We start from the raw sequence: 23,911 nt of genomic DNA, 5'->3' as shown, positions 1-23,911 counted from the left end.
TGCCCGCATTATTGAATGCTTTTAGGAGATTGCATGTCCGCACGTTTGTTCCTGCCCCTGTTCCTGGGCGCCGCCGTGGCGCTGGCCACCCTGCCGGCGCACGCGCGTACGCCGCAACTGTCGCTGATCGAGCAGGCGCAAAGCTGCGACGGCGGCCACACCTGCCCGTACTTCCCCGACGTCTACAAGGCGGACTACGCCTTTCGCAAGGCCTTCAATATCGGCCTGAAGAAGGCTGGCCTGAAGCGGCAGCGCTGGGTGCCGAATGGTGTGGCGAGCCCGCTCAAGCCCGTCGAGATCGACGGCAAGGCGCGTCTGCTGAGCAGTGTCTGCGAACCGCACAATTGCGGCCACCGCTACTCCATCCTGTACGACCCGGCCGAGCGCAGCATGACGGGCGTGTATATCGGCAGCGATGGCAAGGGCGGCTCGCGCACCGTCTACTTCGGCGAACCCAGCATCGCCGAAGCCGACATGTTGTTCAAGAACTGATGCACGCGCCACTGCGCATTTCCAGCGAACGCGGCGAGCTGGACGTGGCCATGATCCACCGCTACCTGAGCGAGCAGTCGTACTGGAAGCGCGGCGTGGCGCTGGAAACGGTGCGCAAGGGCATCGCCAACGCGCTGTGTTTCGGCGGTTATGTTGATGGCCAGCAAGTGGCGTTCGCCCGGGTCATCACCGATTACACGGATTTTGCCTACCTGCGCGACGTGTTTGTGCTGCCGCAATACCAGGGGCGCGGCTATGGCAAGCAGATCGTGGCCGCCGCGCTCGACGATGCGCGTGTGCGCGATGTCGTCTGGATGCTGGGCACCGATGACGCGCATGGCCTGTATGCAAGCTTTGGTTTTGCGCCACTGGAGGCGCCACACAAGTACATGCGCCGTCCTGCGGCGTGAGAATTATCAAAACAACCTTTAGGTGTCAAGAGAACTATTAACATTATTGTACGCAATAATGTTGCATTGATAATGGCATCATGTCATTATGCGCGCTCTGCAGCTTACGCAGCGGTGCGTTGCTGGTGCTGTGCTTTGCCGTCGCTATCTGGCGGGGCAAAGGTGGTGAGCGGTCCGATTGGTCGTCCCTGGCACGTTTTCTCGTCACTTTAAAGGAATACATCATGAAACAATATGGCGCCGAATTTCTCGGCACGTTCTGGCTGGTCTTCGGCGGTTGCGGCAGCGCCGTGCTGGCCGCCGCCTTTCCCGGCCTTGGCATCGGCTTTGCCGGCGTAGCGCTGGCCTTTGGCCTGACGGTGCTGACCATGGCTTACGCCATCGGCCACATCTCGGGCTGCCACCTGAATCCTGCCGTCTCGATCGGCCTGTGGGCCGGCGGCCGCTTCCCCGCCAATCAACTGTTGCCATACATCATTGCGCAAGTGCTGGGCGCCATCGTGGCCGGCGGCGTGCTGTACGTGATCGCCAGCGGCCAGGCCGGTTTCGATGTCAGCAAGGGCTTTGCCTCGAACGGCTTCGGCGCCCATTCGCCGGGCGGCTATTCGATGCTGTCGGCGCTGGTCATTGAAATCGTGCTGACGATGTTCTTCCTGATCGTCATCCTGGGCGCCACCGACAAGCGCGCGCCGGCCGGCTTCGCCCCGCTGCCGATCGGCCTGGCGCTGACCCTGATCCACCTGATCAGCATTCCCGTCACGAATACCTCCGTCAACCCGGCCCGCAGCACGGGCGTGGCCCTGTACGTGGGCGACTGGGCCACCAGCCAGCTGTGGCTGTTCTGGCTGGCACCCATCCTCGGCGCCTTGCTGGGCGCGCTGGCCTACCGCTTGATTGCCGGCGAAAAAGAATCAGCTTGAACATGTAAAAAAAAGCAGCCCGCGGGCTGCTTTTTCATTTAGTCGGCGGCGCGCCACTCGCTCAGGTAATGCTGCGGCGTGCGGCCCAGGATGCGGCGGAACATGGCGCTGAAGGCGCTGGGGCTGGCGTAGCCCAGCGCATAGGCGATGGCCGCCACGCCTTCGCCCCGGTCCAGGCGGCAGAAGGCCTCGGCCAGGTGGACTTGCTGCAGCCATTGGCGGTAGTGTAAGCCCGTTTCCTTGGGGAATAAGCGGATCAGGGTGCGCGCGCTGGCGCCCGCATCCTGCGCCCAGTCCTCGATGCTGCGCCGGCTGCCGGGCGCGCTCATGATGGCCGAGCAGACGGCCACCAGGCGGCGGTCGCGCGGCCAGGGGATGGCGATGGGCACGGTATCGGCCGCCGTCAGCTCCGACAGGATCAAATGCGCCAGCCAGTCGCCGCGGCCCGCCAGCGCATATTCGATCGGCTCGGCCAGCAAGGCCAGGATCAGCTCGCGCAACAGCCGGCTCACTTCCAGCACCTTGCAATCGGCGCCATACGGGGCGGCCACCTGCGCATCGATGTACACGGTGCGCATGCTCAGTTCGCTCAAGATGTGGACTTCATGCACCACGCCCACGGGGATCAGCAGGGCGCGCCGGGGCGGCAATATCCACACGCCGTGCTCGGTGGAGACGCGCATCACGCCTTCCGTCGCATACAGCAGCTGCGCCCGCACGTGGCTGTGCGGCGCCGTATAGTCGCCCGCCGCATATTGCCTGGACATGGCCGTCACGGGGCGCGGCACGTGCTGGTAGTCGTGTGAGCTGGTGCTGCGGCTGAACGGCACGCCATCGGGATGGGTCTGGGCGGGTTGCTGGGTGTACATGTGGGGTGCGGGCTTGTCTCTTGGTTGTCACTTGGGCGACGATTATTGGAAGTTATCAGTTCAGTGACCATACTATACTGGCTTCTTTGCCGGGCCGCCCGCCGTGCCCGATTATTGCGGATGACACATGCACACAACCACACCTGCCCCAGCATTGGCCACGCCCGTGCCGGCGGCGCCCACACTTCATAGTTCCCAACAACAATCCGGTCTGGCCATGCACATCCTGGGCGCCGTTGCCTTCGTGCATTTGCTCAATGACTTGATCCAGGCATTATTGCCGTCGATTTATCCGATGCTGAAAGCCGAGTTTTCACTCAGCTTTACCCAGGTCGGCCTTATAACCCTGACGTTCCAGTGCACGGCATCGTTGCTGCAGCCCTGGATCGGCTTGTACACGGACCGCCGTCCGCTGCCGTTCCTGTTGCCGGTTGGCATGTGCTTTACCCTGGCCGGCGTGCTGATGCTGTCCATCGTCTCGACCTTCCCGACCCTGTTGATCGCATCGGGCCTGATCGGCGTCGGTTCGTCGACTTTCCACCCGGAAGCGTCGCGCGTGGCCCGCATGGCGTCGGGCGGACGCTATGGCTTTGCCCAGTCGCTGTTCCAGGTGGGCGGCAACGTCGGTTCCGCGCTGGGTCCGCTGCTGGCGGCTGCCGTCATCGTGAATCGCGGGCAGGGCAATATCGCCTGGTTCAGCTTGCTTGCCGTGCTGGCCATCGGCGTGCTGTACAAGGTCAGCCACTGGTATAGCGGCCACCTGGCCAGCTTCAAGCCGAAGGCGGGCGGCCATGGACCGAACTTGTCGCGCAACAAGGTGATGGGTGCCTTGGGCGTGCTGGCCTTGCTGGTGTTCTCGAAATACATCTACATGGCCAGCCTGTCGAGCTATTACACGTTTTATTTGATCGACAAGTTTCACCTGTCGATCGGCGCGGCGCAACTGTACCTGTTCCTCTTCCTCGCCGCTGTGGCGGCCGGCACCTTCATGGGCGGTCCCATCGGCGACCGCATCGGCCGCAAGCGCGTGATCTGGATTTCCATCCTGGGCGCCGCGCCATTTACCCTGCTGCTGCCGTATGTCGACCTGTTCTGGACGGCTGTATTGACGGTGATCATCGGTTTCGTCATTTCTTCCGCGTTTTCCGCCATCGTTGTGTTTGCGCAAGAATTGGTGCCGGGCAAGGTGGGCATGATCGCGGGGATCTTCTTTGGCCTGATGTTCGGCGTGTCCGGCATCGCCGCCGCCGCCATGGGCCACCTGGCCGACGTGTCGGGCATCGCCTATGTGTATAAAATCTGCTCCTACCTGCCGCTGCTGGGCATCCTGACGGTGCTGCTGCCGCATATCGAGCAGGCGAAAAAATAAGCGCGCATTGCGGGAGGGCTTGACGGCCCGCCCGCGTGCATGCGATATTCTCATCATGATTTCCTCCATCTTCCCTCCAGTCCTTGCATACCGCCGCGCCACCGCTGCGCTGTGTCCGTGTACCTGGCTTCGTGAGGATGCGGCCCGGCGCCGTTAAACTTTTACTCCTCATTCCGATGGCCACAGTGTTGAAAAACCTGTGGCCATTTTCTTTTTCCGCAACGCGCATGAAAGCCCCGCATGACACTTCATTTGTACGATACGTATAGCCGCAGCCTGCGCCCCTTCGACCCTCTCGCCCCGGGCCAGGCGGGCCTGTATGCCTGCGGTCCCACCGTCTATGACTACGCGCACATCGGCAACCTGCGCACCTATCTGTTTGTCGACGGCTTGCGCCGTGCGCTCGAATTCAACGGTTTGCAGGTGCGCCACGTGATGAACATCACGGACGTGGGCCATCTGACGTCGGATGCGGACAGCGGCGACGACAAGGTCGAGGCCCGCAGCGCCCGCAGCGGCAAGTCCGCCTGGGATATCGCCGCCGAATTCACCCGCGCGTTCGAGGGGGATCTGCGCCAGCTCAATATCCTGCCGCCCACCGTCTGGTGCCGCGCCACCGACCATATCGCGGAGCAGATCGATTTCATCCGCGACCTGGAAGCGAAGGGCTATACCTATCGCACGGACGACGGCATCTATTTCGATACGACGCGCCAGGACAGCTATGGGAAACTGGCACGCCTGAATCGCGACGGCCTGCAGGCAGGGAAGAGGGTAGACCTGGGCGAGAAGCGCGATATCTGCGACTTCGCCCTGTGGAAGTTCAGCGGCGTGCCGGGCCAGCGGCAGATGGAGTGGGACAGTCCCTGGGGCCTGGGTTTCCCTGGCTGGCATATCGAATGCTCGGCCATGGCGGAAAAACACCTGGGCGCGTATTTCGACATCCATTGCGGCGGCGAAGACCACGTGGCCGTGCACCACAGCAACGAGATCGCGCAAACGGAAGCGCGCCATGGCACGCGCCTGGCCAACTTCTGGCTGCATGGTGCCTTCCTGAAAACGCAGGACGCGAAGATGTCGAAGTCGTCGGGTGACTTTTTACGTTTGCACAGCCTGGTGGAGCAGGGCGTCGATCCGCTGGCCTACCGCTACCTGTGCCTGGGCGCCCATTACCGCAGCAGCCTCAATTTCACGGACGACGCCTTGCGCGCTGCTGCCAGCGGCCTGGCGCGCTTGCGCGTGGCCGTGCATGGCCTGGGTGCTGCGGACGGCGAAGCCGATCCTGCATGGCATGAGCGCTTCATGAGCTGCATCAACGATGACCTGAACTACCCGCGCGCGCTGGCCGTGGCCTGGGAGCTGCTGAAAAGCGGGCTGCCCGACGGCGTGAAAAAGGCCACGATGGCCCGTTTCGATACGGCCCTGGGACTCGACCTGCTGGCCTGGCAGCCGGCGCAGGTGGAAGTGCCGCAGCAGGTGCAGGCGTGGATGGCGGAACGGGCTGCCGCCCGCCTGGAGCGCCAGTGGGTCGAGGCGGACCGCTTGCGCGCACTGGCGCGCGCGGCCGGCTATGAGATCGACGATACGCCGCAGGGGCAACAGGCGCGGCCTTTGTGAAGATGTCCTGCATAATGGCCGCCTGATGAAACTGGAGATGCCGTGAAGCGTCGTTTGCTGCTATTGAGTTGTTGCCTTGCCTTGTCTAACTCCGTCCAGGCGGCCAGCGCCTGCCCCGGTTTTCCCGCGCTGGCTACATCGAGCGAGGCGCTGCTGGCGCAAGTGCGCGCACTGCCGCCCGTCGGCGTCGACCGCGAACGGCAGGCGTGTGCGCCTGCGACCGTCATCGATTTCGCCTACAGCGGCGGAGTGCTGTGCAGTTTTGGTGGTGAGGTCGAGGCGGCGACGGCCGCCGTCACGCGCCTGGCGGACGGCGGCGAACTGGTCGAGTACCTGTATCTGTTCCCGTATGCGCCGGCCTCGCACGCGCGCTTGCTGGCGCTGCTGGCCGCGCGTTTTAATCAAGTCGACAAGGCGGCCTGGCCGGCCTTCCTGCAGGGGGCCAGGCCAGGCAAGGAAACCACGGCCCTGTTCACCTACGGCGGCTTTTATATCTCGTTGGGCAAGCCCACCGAAGGCGATCCGGCCGAATGGTATTCGAATGTGATCTTTGAAAAGGTGGATAAACCTGCGCTGGGCGTGCGCAAAGTGTGCCAGGAGGAGCGCGATGCTTGAAGCAGGCGCCTTTCCGGCGGCATTGGCCGGCACTGTGGCGCAGCTGCTGCCCGCGCTGGGGAGTAGCCAGGCACACCCGCCATTTGCCGTATGCCAGGATGGCGAGACCTTGCTGATCCCGACGCGCACGTATTACGACCGCCAGCGATTGCTGGCCTGTACGCAGCTGCCCGGCGACGCGGGCGTGATCGCCCTGTGCCTGGGCACGCGCCACCACGATGGCCATCTGCGCGAAGCGTGTTTAAAACAGCTGTTGCTGCAGGAGCGGGCGTGGACGGTGCCGTTCGTCGTGCACCTGTGCGGTGAATATGTGCTGGAGATCGTCGAGAGAATCGGGGCGGCGCTGCCGGCCTGGAATGCGCAGGCGCTGGCGCGCTACCTGCGGGAGAACCCCGCGTATGTGGATACGCTGGAGCGGCGCGCCGTCAGTTACTGGAGCTGCTACTACCGCCATCAATATCCCGTGTGGGACGGTTATCCGGGACGCAGGGCCATGGCGGCCCTGCGGGCATTACAGCGGCTTACGCCTCGATAAAGCGCATCTTGAAGCTGCGGCCCTTGATGTTGCCGAAGTCGCGGCCCAGCGTATTGCCCGCGTTCAGGCGCTTGAAGGCCGCTTCGGCCACCTTGCGGTCGAGCGCCACGTAGGTCATGAACTCGAACACGTTGATCTTGCCCACTTGCTCCTTGGTGAGGCCCGCGTCGCCCGTCAGCGCGCCCAGCAGGTCGCCCGGGCGCAGCTTGTCCTTCTTGCCGCCCATGATGCACAGGGTGACCATCGGCGCCGGCAGCGCCTCCATCCCGTCATCTTCCGCCAGTTCCTTCAGGTCGTGCCATTCGGCGGCGCTGTTCTGGTATTGCTCGATCAGCTTGACCCATTTTTTCTCGTTCGGCGCGCACAGCGACAGGGCCAGGCCCTTCTTGCTGCCGCGGCCCGTGCGGCCGATGCGGTGGATGTGCACTTCCGTGTCCTTCGACACGTCGACGTTGATCACGGCGCCCAGGTCGGAAATATCGAGGCCGCGCGCGGCGACGTCGGTGGCGACCAGCACGGAGCAGCTGCGGTTGGCGAACAACACCAGGATTTCATCGCGTTCGCGCTGTTCCAGCTCGCCGTACAGTGCCAGCGCGGAAAAGCCCTGCTGGCGCAGTTCTTCGGCCAGTTCGCGGCAATGCACCTTGGTGTTGCAGAAGGCCAGGGTCGATTCCGGCTTGAAGTGCTTCAACAGCTTGCCGACGGCGCTGTTGCGCTCGTCGAAGCCGATTTCATAGAAGCGTTGCTCGATCTTGTCGTTGTCGTGCTGCGCTTCGACCGTCACTTCCAGCGGATTGACGAGGAAAGAGGCCGTGGCGCGGCGGATGTCTTCCGGATACGTGGCCGAGAACAGCAAGGTCTGGCGGCGCGCCGGGCAGGCGCTGACGATGCCGGCGATTTCCTCGTAAAAGCCCATGTCCGTCATGCGGTCCGCTTCATCGAGCACCAGCGTCTGCACGTGATTCAGGTTGATGGTGCCGCGGCCCAGGTGGTCGCGCAGGCGGCCCGGCGTGCCGACGACGATGTGGGCGCCGTGTTCCAGCGAAGCGATTTGCGGGCGCATCGGCGCGCCGCCCGTCAGGGTCAGGATCTTGATGTTGCCGGCCGCGCGGGCCAGGCGCCGCAATTCATTGGCCACCTGGTCGGCCAGTTCGCGCGTCGGGCACAGCACCAGGCCTTGCACGGCAAACCAGGCTGGATTGAGCTTGTGCAGGATGCCGATGCCGAAGGCGGCCGTCTTGCCGCTGCCCGTTTTCGCCTGGGCGATCAGGTCGCGGCCATCGAGCACCGCCGGCAGGCTTTGCGCCTGGATGGTGGTCATCTCGTGGTAGCCGAGCGAGTCCAGGTTGGCCAAAAAGGCGGGCGTCAGCGGCAGGCTGGAAAAGGAAGTGGTGGTGTCAGTGGTGGTGTTCATAGGGGCGGAGCCGGTAAAAAGCGGGTGGATGGGCACAGTCTACAGGCGTTCTACGCCCTTGTGCGGATGGTGGTGTGGAAGCCGGCGGCAAACGGCCGCCGGCATGGGGTGTTAATTGTCGGGTGCCCAGATGGGCAAGCCGGTCAGATCGAGGCCGGCGTCGCGCGTCCACACGGGCAGGCCCGTGGCATCGGTCGGCTCCAGCAATTCGAGCTGCACCTGCTTCAAGGCCACCTTGCGCGCGCGCGCGCGGCGCTGCGGTTCCGGCGCCGGCTCTGGCGCCTCGGGCGCTGGCGGCGGGCCGAAGCCGGGCAAGTCGATGGTGGCGTTGTCTTTTTTATCTCTCATTTGCTAACCTCTGTCCCTGGCTTGCGATGGCCAGGGGGCGGGCAAGGTGCTGCCCGCCTATGTCTATACGCTTTAACTTCATCCACAAAACAAAAGCCCGGCTACTGGAGTCGGGCTCATTGTTGGGATAACCTGCAGGAAAACTTGTCCTGCGGATTTAAGTGCGGCACGCAGTGTATCACAGGCGTGCCGCACTGTGTGGGGCTTAGCGGAAGCTCAGCGCACCCGTCAGGTCGCCCGGCGGCAGCGCGCCGCGTGACGCGAATGCGTCGTTGCGCACTTTCAGGCCTTCGAGCAGCGGCAAGTCGTGCAGGCGCGTGATCAGGCGCAGGATCGACGTCGTGTCATAAAAACTGTGGTCGACGGCGCCTTTCTTCGCGTACGGCGAGACGACGATGGCGGGAATGCGCGTGCCCGGCCCCCAGCGGTCGCCCTTCGGCGGCGCCACGTGGTCCCACCAGCCGCCGTTTTCATCGAACGTGATCACCACGATCATGTCTTTCCACTGCGGCGATTCCTTCAGATGCTGGATGACGTTGGCCACGTGCTGGTCGCCCGACTCGATGTCCGAATAACCGGCATGCAGGTTCAGATTGCCCTGCGGCTTGTAGAAGGTCACGGCCGGCAGCTTGCCCGCCACGGCCGCGGCGAGGAATTTGTTCGAGATCGGGCTGTCGCCCGTGCCGCCGTCGCGCAGGTGTTCGGCGCGCGCGGCCGTGCCGGGGGCGAACTGCTTGAAGTAGTTCAGCGGCTGGTGGTGGAACTGGAAGTTCGGCTTGCTGCCGCCGCCCTTGTGGTCGAGCGCCGCTTGCCAGCCGCCGCCATACCACGCCCAGCTGACGCCCTTGCGCGACAGCAGGTCGCCGATGGTGTCGTAGGTTTGCGGCGGCAGGGTATTCGCGTCGGCCGGGTCGGCATGCAGCGGGTCGCCGTCGAAGGCCGGGCGGATGTAGCTCGGTTGATATGGCGGCGCCATGGTGTTGACGGCATAGCCGTCCGGCGTGAGGGCGCCGTCGTTCACGTATTTCGGCTTGCCGTCCAGCGCGGAGGCGGGGCAGTCGGGCGAGATCGCCAGGCGCACGCCTTGCGGGCCGTCGGACAGCACGGCGATCTTTTTCTTCGCCGCCGTCTCGGAAGCATTGAAATATTCGTTGGCGCGGCCCGTGACGAGGAACTGGTGGTTCATGTAGGAGCCGCCGAAGGCCGCCATGAAGAAGTTGTCGCACAAGGTGTACTGTTCGGCGATCTGCCACAGGTTCAGGTTTTTCGACGTTTCGCCGTAATGGCCCATCACCAGGCCGCCGCTGTCGGCCCACGCGGCAAAGCCGTCGTTCTTGCCGCCGTTGATCTGCATCTGATTGTTATAGAAACGGTGCACGAGGTCGCGCGTGATGATGCTCTCGGGCAGGGGCTTGCCGGCCGCGTCGCTCAATTTGTAGGGCGCGTTGGGCAGGCCGGAAATCTGGTCTTCCTTGATCAGGTAATCGATGCCGCCAATATTCTGCTGGTTCGGCACCAGGCCGCCCCAGATCTTCGGCAGGGTGGCCAGCGGCTTGCCGTCGCGGTCCAGCTGCTGCGCCTGTTCCGCCGTGACGGCGGACAGGGGCGCGCTGGTGCCGGGGAAGTTGGCGAACAGGTTGTTGAAACTGCGGTTTTCCAGGTAGATCACGACCACGTTCTTGACGTGCGCCTTGAGTTTCGCGTCGAGCGAACCCTTGGCGATGGTCTTCCTGGCTGGCGCGGCATCGGCCAGCGCGGGCAGGCTGGCGGCCAGGCCGACTGCGGAAGCGGCCTGGAAAATGCGCCGGCGCGAGGGATTGGCGGGTTGGTCGGCCGGATCGGCTGGCAGGGCGGGGGCGAGGTCCTTCACACATTCTCCTTGGGTGGCACGGGCCATGGTCTGTGCCCGTGAAGCGGAAAATTGTATCACCGGCCCCTCGATAGTGTGAAATATTCGCCCCCCTTCAGCGCATCAGAACTGGTAGCGCACGGTCAACGCCACCTTGCGCGCCGGACCATGCATGCCCGACAACCACCAGTCCGACACGGAAGCCGTGTACTGCTTGTCGAACAGGTTGGCCACGTTGACGGTGGCCGACAGCTTGTCGCTGACGTCGTAGCGCGCCATCAGGCTGGCCACCGAGTACGCCTTCTGTTCCCAATGCAGGGTGCGCTCGACCTGCCACGCATCGATGTCGGAATACACGCGGCTTTGCCAGTTCATGCCGCCGCCCACCGTCAGGCGCTTGAATTCGCCGGGCAGGCGGTAAGTGGTCCACAGTTTCACCAGGTGGCGCGGGAAGGTGGTCAGGATGCTCTTGCCCGTATTGTCTTCCGTCTGGCTGTACGACCACGAGGCCGAGATGTTCCAGTCCGGCGTCAGGGCGCCCGTCGCTTCCAGATCCACGCCCTGGGTCCTGGCGCCCTTGATGGCGCGGTTGGCGGAAATCTTTGTGCCAGGCACGTAATAACCCGGATCCGATTCGGCCAGGTTGTCCTGGCGGATCTGGTACAGCGCGGCAGCCGTGTTCAGGCGGCCATCGAGCCAGCCGCTCTTGACGCCCGCTTCCAGGGTCTTGCCTTCGCGCGGCGCCAGCAGCTTGCCGTAGCGGTCTTGCGATGCTTGCGGCTGATAGATGGTGGAATAACTGGCGTAGGCGCTGTGCGTGCCGTCGATGTCGAACACCAGGCCGCCATATGGCGTGAAGACGCGGCTCTCCGAGGCTGGCGATGTACTGTAAAACTGGTCGGAAGGCACGCCAAAAATGTAATTCTCGCTGTAGCGCAGCACCTTGGCGCCAGCGATCAGTTTCAGGCGCTCGGAGAGATGGAGGCGCGTGGCGGCATACGCGCTGGCCTGGCGGCGCGTGCTGTCGTAGGGAGTGCTGGTGCTGCCAAACACGGGCGTCGCCGTGCGATTCCAGCGGTACAGGTTGACAGGCGTGCGCTCGATGCCATTGTCGAAACGTGCATCCGTCGTGCTTTGAAATTCGTTGTAGTCCATGCCCAGCACCAGTTCGTGCTGGCGGCCGAATGCGCTGAACAGGCCGCGCACGTTGACGTCCACGCTGTTGACCTGGAGCTGGTAGTCGCGGTAGTCGGCGTTCAGGCGCAGGCCATCGCCCGTGGTCTGGTCGGGCAAGCCGCCGCTGACGTTCAGGTAGACGGAGCGCTCTTCCTGCGACGACTGCACGCGGTTGGCCGAGATTTTCAGCTTCCAGTCGTTCGCCAGCGTGTGTTCCACAGTGGCGAAGACGTCGGTCGAATTGGTGTCGAAGCGATTCGACGTGGCCGCCGGGCTGAAGGAGCGGGGCAGGTTCGTCATGCTGCCATTGCTGTAGAACAGGGGAAAGCCCAGGTAGGACAGGGATCCGTTCGAGCGCTTGCGCTGGTGCGTGACGCCGGCCGTCAGTTTCGTGTCGGCGGACAGGTCCGCCTCGAGCACGCCGTAGACCACTTTCTTGTCGCGGCTGTAGCCGTCGACGATGCTGTCGCCTTCCTCGTACACTGTCACCAGGCGGCCGCGCACCGTGCCCGCGTCGTTGAGCGGGCCGGCAACGTCGGCCATGGCGCGCCGCTCATCGTGGGAACCCAGCTCGCCCTCGACGGAGGCCTGGAATTGCGCCGTCGGCTTCTTGCGCACCATGTTGATGGCGCCCGAGGCATCGCCCGCGCCCGTCATCAGGCCCGAGGCGCCGCGCAGCACTTCGATGCGGTCGTACAGCGCCATGTCGGCCAGGCTTTGCGACGGTATTGCATCGAGGCCCAGGTTTTCCGAATGCGTGCTGACGCCATCGAGCTGGTAATTGGTGATCGAATAGCCGCGCGAAGTAAAGCCCGTGCGTTCGCTGCCCAGCGAATACAGCGTGATGCCCGGCGTTTGCGCCATCACTTGCGCAATCGTGCTCAAGCCCTGGTCCTGCATGCGCTGCTGCGTGATGACGCTGACCGACTGCGGCGTTTCCCGGATCGACAGGCCCAGTGGCGTGGCCGTGGCGATCGGCAGGGTGGAGACATACGCGCCCGAGCCTTCGGTGGCATCCTGCTGCGCCTTGACCGACACTTCCGGCATCATCGACAGCGCTTCGCCACCCGCCGCGGTATCGGTCGGGCGCAGCACATAGCTGCCGTTGGCGCTGCGCTCGGCCTTCAGGCCCGTGCCGCGCAGCACGCCGTTCAGGGCGGCCAGCACGTCGTGGCGGCCGCTCAAGCCGGCCGACGTCTTGCCGCGCGTCTGCTCCGGCGTGAAGCTGAGGATGACCCGCGACTGGCTGGCGACCTGGCGCAGCGCCGTCGCCAGGTCGCCGGCCGGCACCTGGAAGTCGAGGCTGGCCGCTGGCGCTGCTGCGCTTTCCTGCGCCAGGGCTGGCGCCTGGGCGTTCAGCAGCAGGGCCGAACCGATGAAGACGAGTTGGATGGCATACGCCATGCGCTTGATGCGCGGCTTGGAGTGAATGGCAAGAGACATGGTTACCTTGTGGTGTAGTCGTCAAAAAGGACGTTGCCTACACAGGTCACGCGAGAAACGGAAACGGGTACCTTTTTTTGCGTCGGCCTCAAAATAAATGGTCAGCGCTGCTGGCGCGCTTCCACCTGCACCCAGTAGCGCGTGCGCAGGCGCACGTCGACGGGCAGGGAGTCGGGCAGCGACAGCAGCACGGCGTCCAGGTCGGCCAGCGGGAAGACGCCGGAAATGCGCAGGCCGGCGACGGCGTTGTCGCAGCCCAGCAAGCCGTGGCGGTAGCGGCTCAGTTCATGCAGGAAGTCGCGCAGCGGCATGGCGTCGGCCAGCAGCAAGCCCTGGCGCCAGGCCCAGATGTCGGGCGAAACGGCGTGCGCGGGCAAGACCTGCTGCGCCGTCATGCCGCCGCCCTGGCCAGCGCGGAGGAGCAGATTGCCATCGCCCTGGCGCGGCAGCAGCCGGACGGCGCCTTCTTCGACGGCGACCTCGGTGCTGCCGTCCGCCTGGCGCACCGAGTAGCGCGTGCCCAGCGCCTGCGCGCGGCCGTGCGCGGTTTCGACGAGGAAGGGGCGGTAGGGCATGCCCGTTTCGCGGGCGGTGGCGATGAAGACTTCGCCCTGCACCAGCTGCAGCAGGCGCTGCGTGCCCGTGTAGCGGATGTTGACGGCGCTGCCGCTGTTCAGGTGCAAGCGGGTGCCGTCGGGCAGGGTCAGCTCGCGGCGTTCGCCCACGCCGGTGGACAGGTCGGCCAGCGCGGCGCGGGTAAAGTCGGGCGCGTATTCCGAGCGCGCGCCGAACCAGCCCGTGAGGCCGATGGTCGATGCCCACGCCAGCAACCGCAGGCTGCTGCGCCGCGAGACCGGGAGCGCGGCGGGACGTTGCAGCAGCGCCTTGCGGCTGGCCTGCGCATCGAGTTCCCGCAAGCCGCCGCTGACGCTTTCGATGTGCTGCCACGCGCGCTCATGGTCGGGGTGCGCCTGGCGCCACTGCTGCCAGGCCGTTTTTTCCGCCGGCGTGGTGGCACCGCTCATCAGGGTGGCCAGCCATTCGGCCGCCTGCATGGCGATGGCCAGGTCGATGGGCTGGCCCTGGGCGTAGACGGTGGCGCCGCGCATCTCAGGGCGCGACAAAATCGGGCACGGCAAAAAAGCACAGCAGGTTGGCCTTGCTCAGGTATTTTTTGACGGAATGCGTGGTGGTATCCAGTTCGGCGGCGATCTCGGCATAGGTCATGCCGTCCAGGTGGGCCAGCAGGAAGGCGGCCCTGGCCTTGGCGGAAAGCTGGTCCAGCGCGCGGTCGACCAGTTGCAGCGATTCGAGCAGGAGGGACATCGCTTCCGGCGACGGCGTGCAGGCATGCGGCTGGTGCAGCAGGGCGTCGAGGTAGGCCCGTTCGAGCGCTTCGCGCCGGCAGTGGTTGGCCAGCAGGCGTTTGGCGATGGTAGCCAGGAAAGGGCGCGGCTGCGCGATCCCGGCACTGCTGCGCGCAACGAAGATCTTCAGGAAGGTATCCTGCGCCAGGTCGCCCGCCAGCCCCGCATCGTGCAGGCGGCGCTTCAGCCAATGCAGCAGCCAGGAGTGGTGCTCGGCATACAGCGACTGGAAATCGGACGGCGGGGAAGGGGCGGACAGCATGCGTACGGGATGGCTTAATCTAAATGAGAATTGTTCTCATAATAACGTAGCGGCGCCCGTCAGGCAATCGGGAAAACGCGGCGTTGCTGAAATGCGACTGCGCGCCAAGTCGTGTGCGGCGGCGGATTTGCGCCCGCGCACGGCAGATGTAAAAGTTTCCTTGGCGCAAGCTTTCATGTGAGAAAATGCGGGCTGTCGATGTGGTGCGGAGCGAAAAATGATGTGGATGGTTGGCGGTGCCCTGGTTCTCCTGGTCGCCCGATTCTTATGGTTGGCCTTTTTCCACCGGGTCAACGCGATGTCGCGCCAGGCGGAACTGATGAACTGGCTCGACATCGGCCGGGTGTCGAATGCCGATGGCGGCAAGGATATTCTGTTGGCGAGAAATGAGCGCGGCGCCCGGATCGACTGGCGCACGGGCGAGGTCTGGCTGATGAATCCCAAGGTGGCCGAGCCATTTGCCGATTTCCTCGCCGTCGAACGCTGGCTGACCCTGCGCGACATGCCGCCGGCGGACAAGCCGGCCGCGGCCGCGCCTGCGCCAGCGGAGCCGGAACCCGACGCGGCGCCGGACGCCGGCCCCGTGCGCGATACCTTGCCGGCCTTCCAGCAAAAGGTCGATGCGTGCCTGGCCAAGGCGGAAGGCGGCCAGGAATTGCTGGAAACGAAGCAGGCGTTCGAGGCGGGCAGCGAGCCTTACCTCGAAGCGTCGACGGAATTGAGCAAGACCGCGCTGGAACTGGAAGTGTCGCCGGCGATGGTGGCCACGTTTCATATCAGCGCCTTTGCCGCGCTGGCCGAAACGGCGGGAGCCGACAAACTGGAGCGGGTGGCGGCCAGCCTGCATGCGGCGGCCAGGCAGATCAGGGCCAGCGTCGCCGCGTGAGCGGGCCAGGCCTGGAATGAAAAAACCGCTGAATCCCTTGCAGGAGTCAGCGGTTTTTATGTATTGGTTGCGGGGACAGGATTTGAACCTGTGACCTTCGGGTTATGAGCCCGACGAGCTGCCAGACTGCTCCACCCCGCAGGCGAATTATAACCGAGTTTGTTGCATTGCGAAAGAGCGGATCGCAACCGGGGGCATTTGGCTTGCATGAGGGGCATTGGCATACCGCGCCGCCATGGAAAAAGCCGCCGATCCCTTTGCAAGAATCAGCGGCTTTCAAATATTGGTTGCGGGGACAGGATTTGAACCTGTGACCTTCGGGTTATGAGCCCGACGAGCTGCCAGACTGCTCCACCCCGCAGGCGAATTATAGCGGGGTTTGCTGCAATGCGCAATGGCCGGGTTTCAGACCCTCGATTATGCCGCCGCCAGGCGCCACAGCGACGTGACTTCCTTCGAGCGGGCCGCGTGCAGGCTGTCCGTCGCATCCTGCGCGCGCGGGTGCGTGGGTTTCACGTCCAGGCGGTCGACGACTTTCAAGCCCGCTTGCGCTATCCATTCGAGCAATTGCGCGCGCGGGCGCAGGCCCAGGTGCTCGGCCAGGTCGGACAAAATCAGCCAGCCTTCGCCGCTGGGCTCCAGGTGGTCGGCCAGGCCGGCGAGGAAACCGCGCAGCATGCGGCTGTCCGGATCGTAGACGGCGTATTCGATCGGCGAGCTGGGACGGGCCGGCAGCCAGGGCGGATTGCACACGACCAGCGGCGCGCGGCCGGCGGGGAACAGGTCGGCCTGCACGACGTCGACCTTGCCCTGCAAATCGAGGCGGGCCAGGTTCTCGCGCGCGCAGGACAGGGCGCGCGGGTCCTGGTCGGTGGCGACGATGCGTTCGATGCCGCGCTGCGCCAGCACGGCGGCCAGCACGCCCGTGCCCGTGCCGATATCGAAGGCCAGCTTGGCGCGCGCGGGCAGCGGTGCATCGGCCACCAGGCCCACGTACTCGCCGCGGATGGGCGCGAACACGCCGTAATGCGGATGGATGCGCTGGCCCAGGGCCGGCAGTTCCACGCCCGTGCGGCGCCATTCGTGCGCGCCGATCAGGCCCAGCAGCTCGCGCAAGGAGGCGACGAACGGCTCCTCGCCGCGGCCATACGCTTCATTGCAAGCCAGTTTCACGTCCGGCGCGCGGCGCAGCGGAATCGTGTAGTCGGCGTCGAAAGGCAGCAGCAGCATGGCCAGGGTGCGGGCGCGCTGCGACTGGGCCTGGCGGTGCAAATGGAAGGCTTCCGTGGCAGTCGGTTCGGGTTTCGCCAGCTTGGCGGCCTTGGCCTTCTTGCTTGGCTTGTCGTTTTTGTGGTCGGCGCGCCGCGCCAGCGCCTGCAGCAGCTGGCGCGCGTTCTGGAAGTCGCCGCGCCACAGCATGGCCGTGCCTTCGCAGGCCAGGCGGTAAGCCTGGTCGGCCGTCGTGCGGTCGTCGGCGATGACGACGCGCTTGGGCGGCGGCATGCCGCTTTCCGAGCGCCAGCGGGCCGAATGCTCGGCGCCGTTTTCGCTCCAGTGGATCTGCGGGTGGACGGTAGGTGAAGAAGTGTCGGACATGGGATTCAATCGATAGAAGGGGGCGCGCGGCATGGTCGCCTGCGCAGGCCGTCTTCCATTATACGTCGCCGGCCGTGCTGTTTGCCGTGTCCGTGCCATAGGCGAGTGCCAGCGCACGGGCGCGCGCCTGCTCTTCCGGCGTGGTTTCCACGGCTTGCCTGCCGACTTTGGCGGTCTCGGTGGCATGGTCCGGCTGCACCAGCTTGAGCAAACGCAAGCTCAGGCTGCCCGCCAGGTCGCCATCCTTGCCGCTGGCGCCATCGGATGTGCCCTGATGGAGATTGCTTTGCAATTGCTGGCCCAGCAGCTTGAACAGGTCGTGCAGATTGCCGCCGAAGTGCGTGGCGGGCAACTCCCTGGCGGGCAGGCTGGCGTCGTCGGCGGAGCTGGCTTTTTCGTCGGCTTCTTCGTCTGTTTCTTGCGTTTGCTCAAGGACGCCCGCGCTGATGTTCGATTGATATTGCACTTCCACTTCGAAGTCGAAGGTCTGGCCATCGGCCGTCGTGATCTTGCCCTTGCCGATGAAATGCGCGTTTTCATCGAGGCTGAAGGCGGCCGCGCGGCTGCTGCCGTTGGCGCCCGAGACGCTGGCGTTGCCACTGCTGAAGCTGGAACCGGCCTGCAGGTCGACGGAATCGAAGGCAACCGTGGCGCCGTCGCCGAACAGCTGGCGCGTCATGGTGGAGAGAAAATCCTGCGCCACGTCGACGGTGGCGTTGCCCAGCGCATCGGTCCGTTGCGACAATCCCTTGGCCGACAGGTCCAGGCCATTTTTCGACAGCGCCACCACGTCTTGCGCCGTGCGCTGCATCAGGGGCGAAGCGGCCAGGCCGGACGCGCCGGCGCCCGCTTTTGGCGGCGCCTGTCCTGCCAGGGGATTGGCGGCGGGCTGGCGCGAGCCGGAAAGGAGGGCGGGGAGCTGGGACATGGTCGGTTCAAATGGGGAAGATAGGCGAATTAACGGCAATATCGCCCCATTCTTTAACCATTAGTGGTGGTGCGACCAGCTACCGTCTGCCGATTCCAGGTAGGACTTGACGGCATCGGCCTGGCCCGTGGCGTGACGCTTGAGTTCGCCGCATGCGCAAATACCCTGATACGGCTGGATATGCGAGCAGGCGGAGACTTTTTGCAGGTAAACCTGCATGGATTTGTGACATTTTACGCACTTGAAGGTGAGGCTGCGGGCGGCTTTCATGGGGTTCCTTGAACTGTTGCGGGGCGTAGAGTTCGTCTACGCGAAGGCGGCGATTTTAACGCACTCCGGCCACCGTTACACGTTGTTGCATCTGCGCCACGCGTACGTCAACTGAATCCGCGCCGTGACGTTGAACGTATATAGGAGGTCGTCTGACCGCCATTGAAGAGGTAGCACCATGGACAAGCGTGACAAGGAAAAGCCTGTACAGCCCGCCAAGGAGCTGGTGAGAAAATGGTTGAAAGCGGAGCTGGAACAGCGCCGGCCCCCGCCCGACCCCGAGCAGATCCGCCGCGAACTGGGCTGGGATCTGCTCAGGCTGGGACGCGAACCGCTACCTCGATGACGCCTTTGCCACGCCCTTAGAGCCTATCCCGGTAGATGAATACATCCCCTGCTGGCGCCCCTCAGAAGCGGGGACTGCGTTGCTCGTCGTCGCGTGGCTCGCCACGCGTCCTCCTCACGCCTTGTCCGCGCTCCTGATGCGCTGCCAGCAGAAGACGCTCCCTACCGGGATAAGCTCTTAGCGCACCGTCACCACGCTCTTGCCGCCGGACCCAGGCTGCACGAGGATGCGGGTGGCGATGCGCTCCGTCATTTCCTGCACGTGCGAGATGACGCCCACCTTGCGTCCCATCGCTTGCAAGCCGTCGAGCGCATCCATGGCCACGCGCAGGGTTTCCGTGTCCAGGCTGCCGAAGCCCTCGTCGATGAACAGCGATTCCACGCGCACCCGGTTCGAGGATAGCGAGGCCAGGCCCAGCGCCAGGGCCAGCGAAACGAGGAACGATTCGCCGCCCGACAGCGAGTGCACGGAGCGCAGCTCACCGCCCATGTCCTGGTCGCGCACCATCAGGCCCAGCGACGGGTTGTTCGGGTTGTCGATGCGTTCCAGCTGGTAGCGGCGCGCCAGGTGGTTCAGGTGCGCGTTGGCATAGCCGAGCAGCACTTCCAGCGTGAATTGCTGCGCGTAGTTGCGGAATTTCTTGCCGTCGGCCGAGCCGATCAATTCATTCAGGCTGGCCCAGCGCCGTTCGATCACGGCTTGCGCCTCGATCTGCGCCAGCATCGCTTGCGCGCTGTGGCGCCTGGCGTCGTCCTGCGCGATGGCCAGGCGCAGTCGCGTCGCTTCCTGGTTGGCCGCCTGGCGTTCGGCGCCCAGCGCGTCCAGCGCCGCCTGCAGTACGGCCTCGTCCATTTCCAGCGCTTCCGGCGGCTGCTGCACGTGCGCGGCCAGTTGCTGCCGGCGCTCGGCCAGCACGGAAACGGCCGCCGTGTGGCGGTCGGCGATTACTTGCAGGGCGTCGCGCTCGGCGCGCATGGCGTCCATGGAGATGGCCAAGCGCGCGCGCAGCTCGTCGAGCGTGTCGGGCGCGTGGCCGGAGTGACGCTGCCGGAATTGCTGCAGCCAGTCGTGCAGGGCGACGGTGGCGCCGTGCTCCTGTTCGCGCAGGGCGGCCAGGCGCTGCGCCAGCTGCGCGCACGCTTCGTCGAGGCGCGTGCGCTGCGCGCTGGCCGCGTGGGCCGCCGCCTGCTGCTGCGCCAGCTGGTCTTTGGCCTGCGCGATGGCCGCCGCCAGGCTGCGTTCCACCTCGCCCACGCTCTGGCCCTGCCACAGCGCGTTGCGCTCCGTTTGCAGTGCCGTGCGCTGTTTGTCGGCGGCGGCAAAGGCGGCGTGGGATTCCTGCGCCGTTTGCCGTGCCTTGCCGGCGGCCAGCTGCGCCGCTTCCAGCTGCGCGGCCAGGGTCGCCAGCGCGTGGCCGCGCTGGTCCTGGTCCGCCTGCTGTTTCAGCCACTGCCGGCTTTCCGTTTCGCGCGCCGCGCGGAAGGCGGCGGGGCCGGCGCGCCAGCTGTCTTTCCAGCCTTCGGCGCCTTCCACGTCGGCAAACGCGGCATCGAGCTGCGCCAGCAAGCCGTCAAGCGCGCCGCGCGACGTTTCCGCCTTGTCCAGACTGGCCGCCTGCTGTGCCTGCAATTGCGCCAGACGCGTCTGCGTTTCGGCGACGGCGCTTGTGCAGCGCGCATGTTCGGCGCCGGCCAGTTCGTGCGCCGCCTGCGCTTGCTCACGCCGCGCGCCGGCCTGGCGCAGCGCCGCCTCCTGCTGCGCCAGCGCTTGCAGGGCTGCCGCATTGGCCGCCAGCTGCTGCGCGAACCAGTCCGCGCGCTGGTTTGCCGGCGGCAGGTGCAGGGTGTCCGCATGCGGCTGCCATTGCGTGTTCAAGCTATCGATGGCGGGCGGCAGGATGGCCAGTTCCGCATCCGTCTGCGCCTGTTCGCGCGCGGTCGCGGCCAGCGCCGCCTTGTGCGTGGCCAGCTGCTCCAGATTGCTGCGCACCTGCGTGCGGCAGGCCAGCACTTCGTCCTGCAAGCTGGCCAGCATTGCCTGCAAAGCGTCGTCGGCGTGGGTGTACGGGTGTTCCAGCGCGCCGCACACGGGGCAGGGCTGGTCGTCCTGCAAGGTGGCGCGCAGTTGCTCCACGCTGGCCGCGCATGCCGCTTCCGCCCTTTTCAAGGATTTTTCCGCCTGCGCCAGGCCCGCTTCCAGCAGCGCCGTTTGTGCCGCCTGTGCCGCCAGGGCCGTCGTTTCCGTTTGCGCGGCTTGCGCCAGTTGCGCCGCCCTCGCTTGTCCGTGCGCCAGCTCCTGCTGCTTGCGCGCCAGTTCCGTCCACGTCTTTTCCGCCGCATTCAACTGGCGCGCATGGTCTTCCAGCTGGCCGCGCTGTTGCTGCAGCAGCTGACCATCGATGGCTTGCACGGCGCACTGCGCCTCGCGCCGCTGCGCATCGTGTGCGGCGAGCGTGGCGGCGGCCGCCGTCAACGCGGCCTGTGCCTCCTGGCCCGCGACGCCTGCCGCGCGTACCAGCTGCGCTGCGTCGGCCGCCCTGGCGTCGGCCGCATCGGCTTGCGCGGCCGCCTGGCCGGCCTGGGCGAACAGCTGGTCCGACAATTGCCATGACGCGGCCAGCGCTTGCCAGTGCTGGTGCGACGCCAGCCACAGGCGGCCCGTTTCCTGCTCCGCCTGCATGGCGTGCTGGTGCTGCTGCAGCTCGTGTAAGGTGGCGCGCGCCGTCTCGTTGGCCCGGTCGGCCGCCAGCGCACCCTCCCTGGCCTGCTGGTGCGCGGGCAAGTGTGCCGCAATGCCGGCATCGAGCGCCTTGGCTTGATCGAGCCGGGGCGCCGCGTCGCGTTGCGCCGTTTCCCTGGCTTGCAAGGCTGCCGCCGCCAGTTGCACGCTGGCGGTCAGCTGCGTTTCGCTGGTCACGGCTTGCGCCGCCTGCGCGCGCGACGCTTCCAGCGCGGCACCGGTGCCGGCGATGTCGTTCGCCAGGCGCGCCACGTCGTCGATGAGGGGCCGCGCCGGCTGCAGCAATTCCCACTGCGCCAGCGCCGCGCGGCGTCCTTCGGACGCGGTGCGTTCGGTGTCCGCGCTATCGAGCGTCTCTTGCGCCGCCGTTATCTGGCTTTGCAGCTTGTGCGTCTCCTGGTGCCAGCGCTGCTGCAGCTCCAGCACCGCCTTGCGCAAGTCGATGGTTTGCAGGGCGGTGTCGGCCGCGCCGCACAGCGCCTCGGTCTCGGCCCGTTCTTCCGGCGACAGGGGCCGCTGGTCGGCCAGTTTTTCGCCCAGGCGTTCGAGGACCTGCTTTTCCTTTTTTGCCCGCTCGAAGGCGCGCATGGAAATGTCGGTGTAGATGCTGCTGCCCGTCAGGGTTTCCAGCAATTCTCCCCGTTCATTGTCTTCCGTCTTGAGGAAGGTGGAAAACTCGTTCTGCGCCAGCAGCACGGCGCGCGTAAACTGGTCGAACGACAGGCCGATGCGCTTTTCGATCTCTTCCTTGACTTCCGTCTTGGTGCCGCCGATGGGCTGCAGCGCTGGCAGCTGGTGCAAGCTCATGGCGGTCGCCTGCAGCGCCCCTTCGGCCCGGGTGCGCGAGCGGCGCACGCTCCAGCGCGCGCGATAGCTGGCACCGTCGTTGCCGACGAAGTCCACTTGCGCGTAACCGTCCGGCGTGCCACGGCGCAGCAGGGTGCGCGTATCCTGGGCGTTGACGGTTTCCTTGCCCACGTCGGGCAGGGCGCTGCCCCGGCCCAGCACCTTCAGCAGGCGCGGCGTGGCGTCGTACAGGGCCAGGCACAGGGCGTCGAGCAGGGTGCTCTTGCCCGCGCCCGTGGGGCCGCTGATGGCAAACAGGCCGGCGGACGCCAGCGGTTCCTGCTGGAAGTCGACTTCAAATTCGCCGGCCAGCGAGGCCAGGTTCTTGCCGCTGATTTTCAGTATTTTCATGGTTCTTCAGGTACAGTCAGGCGCCGGGCAGCAGCAGTTCGGCCAGGGCCGACAGTTGTTCGGGCGGCGCGGGCCGGCCGTATTTTTGCAGGTACAGGCGGCGGAAGATGTCGTCGGGCTGCAGCTGGCTCAATTGGTCCAGCGTCATGTTCTCGGGCGCGCTGCTGCGCGCGGCGCTCGACGTTTCGATCTTCGCCAGGCGCACGTGCTTGCCGTCGAGCGCCGTTTCGATGCGCGTGCGCAGGCCCGGTTCCGGCGCATCGAGGCGCACGCGCACTTCCAGGAAGGGCTGCGCTTCCGGTGCGGCGGCGGGCACGTCGAGGGCGGCCAGCTGCGCCAGCACCTCGTCTATCGGCGCCGGCGTGGCGGGCACGCGCAAGAGGGGCACGGCGCGCGGCACCTCGATGGTGCGCACGTCCTTCAACTGTTCGCCGTCGATGTCGAGACACAGCACCTGATGGCGATAATTGACTTCGGCGAACGACAGGGGAATCGGGCTGCCGCAATAGCGGATATGCTCCTGGCCGCCCACGGCCTGCGCCTTGTGCAGATGGCCCAGCGCCGCATAGGCGATGGCCGTATCGAAAATCCCCGAGGGCAGCATTTCCGTGCCGCCGATGACGATGCGGCGCTCGGAATCGTTCGACATTTCGCCGCCCACCATGTGGCAATGGCCCATGGCTAGGATGGCTTGCCCGGGCTGGCGGCGCGCCAGCGCCAGGTCTGTCAATTGCCGGTACAGCAGGGCGATGCCGCCCAGGTAGGCGTCCTGGGTATCGCCGGCCGGCAGTTTCGGCACGTCGCCGGGACGCAGGAAGGGCACGGCCAGGCACCAGGCTTGCACTTGCCCATCGGCGCCCGTCAAAGGCAACAGCAGGCGCTCCAGGTCGATCTGGCCATCTTCGTCGCGCAGCAGATGGCCGATCACGTGCGTGCCGTGTGCGGCCAGCAGGGGGCCGGGCGCTTCGAGCCGGCCGGCCGAATCGTGGTTGCCGGCGACGACGACCAGCTGCAGCGCGGGCAGGCGCGCGCGCGCCTGCTGCAGGAAGACGTACAGCTGCTTTTGCGAGGCGGCCGACGGGTTGGCGTTGTCGAACACGTCGCCGGCCACTAGCAGCACGTCGACCTTTTCGGCCACGAGCGTGTCGAGCAGCCAGTCGAGGAAGCGCTGGTGTTCGTAGCCCCGCTCGTAATTGTGCAGGGTCTGGCCCAGATGCCAGTCGGAAGTGTGCAGCAGGCGCATGGTGGGCCAAGGGTAGGGAA

At 65.6% G+C, this 23,911-nt stretch carries 21 protein-coding genes and 2 tRNA genes; 9 read left to right on the top strand and 14 right to left on the bottom strand.

What is annotated here, in order from left to right:
• The first annotated feature begins 33 nt into the window (after positions 1-33).
• The 3 genes from O3300_RS14830 (at position 34) to aqpZ (ending at position 1,822) form a co-directional block, all read left to right on the top strand.
• Positions 34-492, top strand: coding sequence for an Ivy family c-type lysozyme inhibitor (locus O3300_RS14830; RefSeq protein ID WP_180278591.1), 459 nt, complete (start codon positions 34-36; stop codon positions 490-492).
• Positions 492-902, top strand: a complete 411-nt coding sequence (locus O3300_RS14825) for a GNAT family N-acetyltransferase (RefSeq protein WP_251351827.1) — start codon at positions 492-494, stop codon at positions 900-902. Before O3300_RS14830 ends, O3300_RS14825 begins: the two co-directional genes overlap by 1 nt.
• Before the next feature lie 224 nt (positions 903-1,126).
• Positions 1,127-1,822: an aquaporin Z gene (gene aqpZ / locus O3300_RS14820; protein ID WP_305053384.1), complete on the top strand. Its 696-nt coding sequence runs from the start codon at positions 1,127-1,129 to the stop codon at positions 1,820-1,822.
• A 38-nt stretch (positions 1,823-1,860) separates the two neighbouring features.
• Here the strand turns inward: aqpZ and O3300_RS14815 are convergent, their stop codons facing one another.
• A complete protein-coding gene (locus O3300_RS14815) occupies positions 1,861-2,691 on the bottom strand; it encodes a helix-turn-helix domain-containing protein (protein ID WP_099664735.1) in 831 nt (276 codons plus the stop codon).
• A 127-nt stretch (positions 2,692-2,818) separates the two neighbouring features.
• Here O3300_RS14815 and O3300_RS14810 point away from each other — a divergent pair, with 127 nt between their 5' ends.
• The 4 genes from O3300_RS14810 (at position 2,819) to O3300_RS14795 (ending at position 6,827) form a co-directional block, all read left to right on the top strand.
• On the top strand, positions 2,819-4,060 hold the full coding sequence (locus tag O3300_RS14810; RefSeq protein WP_369812290.1) for an MFS transporter: 1,242 nt from the start codon (positions 2,819-2,821) through the stop codon (positions 4,058-4,060).
• 240 nt (positions 4,061-4,300) lie between these two features.
• Positions 4,301-5,677, top strand: coding sequence for a cysteine--tRNA ligase (cysS, locus tag O3300_RS14805; protein WP_305053383.1), 1,377 nt, complete (start codon positions 4,301-4,303; stop codon positions 5,675-5,677).
• An 81-nt stretch (positions 5,678-5,758) separates the two neighbouring features.
• On the top strand, positions 5,759-6,292 hold the full coding sequence (locus tag O3300_RS14800; protein WP_305053382.1) for a hypothetical protein: 534 nt from the start codon (positions 5,759-5,761) through the stop codon (positions 6,290-6,292).
• Positions 6,285-6,827: a hypothetical protein gene (locus O3300_RS14795; RefSeq protein ID WP_305053381.1), complete on the top strand. Its 543-nt coding sequence runs from the start codon at positions 6,285-6,287 to the stop codon at positions 6,825-6,827. Before O3300_RS14800 ends, O3300_RS14795 begins: the two co-directional genes overlap by 8 nt.
• Here the strand turns inward: O3300_RS14795 and dbpA are convergent.
• From dbpA to O3300_RS14765, 6 genes are all read right to left on the bottom strand, one after another.
• Positions 6,814-8,241: an ATP-dependent RNA helicase DbpA gene (dbpA, locus tag O3300_RS14790; protein ID WP_099664730.1), complete on the bottom strand. Its 1,428-nt coding sequence runs from the start codon at positions 8,239-8,241 to the stop codon at positions 6,814-6,816. The genes O3300_RS14795 and dbpA overlap by 14 nt on opposite strands.
• A gap of 111 nt (positions 8,242-8,352) precedes the next feature.
• Positions 8,353-8,589: a hypothetical protein gene (locus O3300_RS14785; protein ID WP_077402076.1), complete on the bottom strand. Its 237-nt coding sequence runs from the start codon at positions 8,587-8,589 to the stop codon at positions 8,353-8,355.
• 205 nt (positions 8,590-8,794) lie between these two features.
• A complete protein-coding gene (locus O3300_RS14780) occupies positions 8,795-10,486 on the bottom strand; it encodes an acid phosphatase (protein WP_257218671.1) in 1,692 nt (563 codons plus the stop codon).
• Positions 10,487-10,561: 75 nt separating this feature from the next.
• Entirely contained in the window at positions 10,562-13,057 is a 2,496-nt protein-coding gene (locus O3300_RS14775; protein WP_305053380.1) for a TonB-dependent receptor, read from the bottom strand.
• A 101-nt stretch (positions 13,058-13,158) separates the two neighbouring features.
• Complete coding sequence (locus tag O3300_RS14770; RefSeq protein ID WP_305053379.1) at positions 13,159-14,166, bottom strand: FecR domain-containing protein; 1,008 nt, start codon at positions 14,164-14,166, stop codon at positions 13,159-13,161.
• 1 nt (position 14,167) lies between these two features.
• The gene (locus O3300_RS14765; RefSeq protein WP_305053378.1) at positions 14,168-14,686 is read right to left on the bottom strand and encodes a sigma-70 family RNA polymerase sigma factor; all 519 of its coding nucleotides are present in this window, start codon (positions 14,684-14,686) and stop codon (positions 14,168-14,170) included.
• Positions 14,687-15,005: 319 nt separating this feature from the next.
• Here O3300_RS14765 and O3300_RS14760 point away from each other — a divergent pair, with 319 nt between their 5' ends.
• The gene (locus O3300_RS14760; RefSeq protein WP_305053377.1) at positions 15,006-15,572 is read left to right on the top strand and encodes a hypothetical protein; all 567 of its coding nucleotides are present in this window, start codon (positions 15,006-15,008) and stop codon (positions 15,570-15,572) included.
• A gap of 64 nt (positions 15,573-15,636) precedes the next feature.
• On the opposite strand, the gene O3300_RS14755 is transcribed toward O3300_RS14760, so the two are convergent.
• The 5 genes from O3300_RS14755 to O3300_RS14735 all read right to left on the bottom strand — a co-directional run bounded on the left by O3300_RS14755 (position 15,637) and on the right by O3300_RS14735 (position 18,366).
• Positions 15,637-15,713, bottom strand: a tRNA-Met gene (locus tag O3300_RS14755).
• A 143-nt stretch (positions 15,714-15,856) separates the two neighbouring features.
• Positions 15,857-15,933, bottom strand: a tRNA-Met gene (locus tag O3300_RS14750).
• Positions 15,934-15,989: 56 nt separating this feature from the next.
• Positions 15,990-17,168 carry a class I SAM-dependent methyltransferase gene (locus tag O3300_RS14745; RefSeq protein WP_305053376.1) on the bottom strand — a complete coding sequence of 393 codons (1,179 nt, stop codon included), beginning with the start codon at positions 17,166-17,168 and terminating at the stop codon, positions 15,990-15,992.
• A gap of 58 nt (positions 17,169-17,226) precedes the next feature.
• Positions 17,227-18,096: a hypothetical protein gene (locus O3300_RS14740; RefSeq protein ID WP_305053375.1), complete on the bottom strand. Its 870-nt coding sequence runs from the start codon at positions 18,094-18,096 to the stop codon at positions 17,227-17,229.
• Positions 18,097-18,156: 60 nt separating this feature from the next.
• Positions 18,157-18,366: a hypothetical protein gene (locus O3300_RS14735; protein ID WP_034755039.1), complete on the bottom strand. Its 210-nt coding sequence runs from the start codon at positions 18,364-18,366 to the stop codon at positions 18,157-18,159.
• A gap of 178 nt (positions 18,367-18,544) precedes the next feature.
• On the opposite strand from O3300_RS14735, the gene O3300_RS14730 reads away from it, so the two are divergent.
• Entirely contained in the window at positions 18,545-18,712 is a 168-nt protein-coding gene (locus O3300_RS14730; protein WP_305053374.1) for a hypothetical protein, read from the top strand.
• Between the two features lie 177 nt (positions 18,713-18,889).
• Here the strand turns inward: O3300_RS14730 and O3300_RS14725 are convergent, their stop codons facing one another.
• Entirely contained in the window at positions 18,890-22,648 is a 3,759-nt protein-coding gene (locus O3300_RS14725; RefSeq protein ID WP_305053373.1) for an AAA family ATPase, read from the bottom strand.
• Positions 22,649-22,664: 16 nt separating this feature from the next.
• Positions 22,665-23,891: an exonuclease SbcCD subunit D C-terminal domain-containing protein gene (locus O3300_RS14720; protein WP_305053372.1), complete on the bottom strand. Its 1,227-nt coding sequence runs from the start codon at positions 23,889-23,891 to the stop codon at positions 22,665-22,667.
• Positions 23,892-23,911: the final 20 nt, after the last annotated feature.

Origin of the sequence: Janthinobacterium sp. SUN206 (assembly GCF_030587305.1) — a bacterium.
Classification (GTDB): Bacteria; Pseudomonadota; Gammaproteobacteria; order Burkholderiales; family Burkholderiaceae_D; genus Janthinobacterium; species Janthinobacterium kumbetense.
Note: the sequence above shows the minus strand (reverse complement) of the source record. Positions and strands in the feature narration are given on the sequence as shown.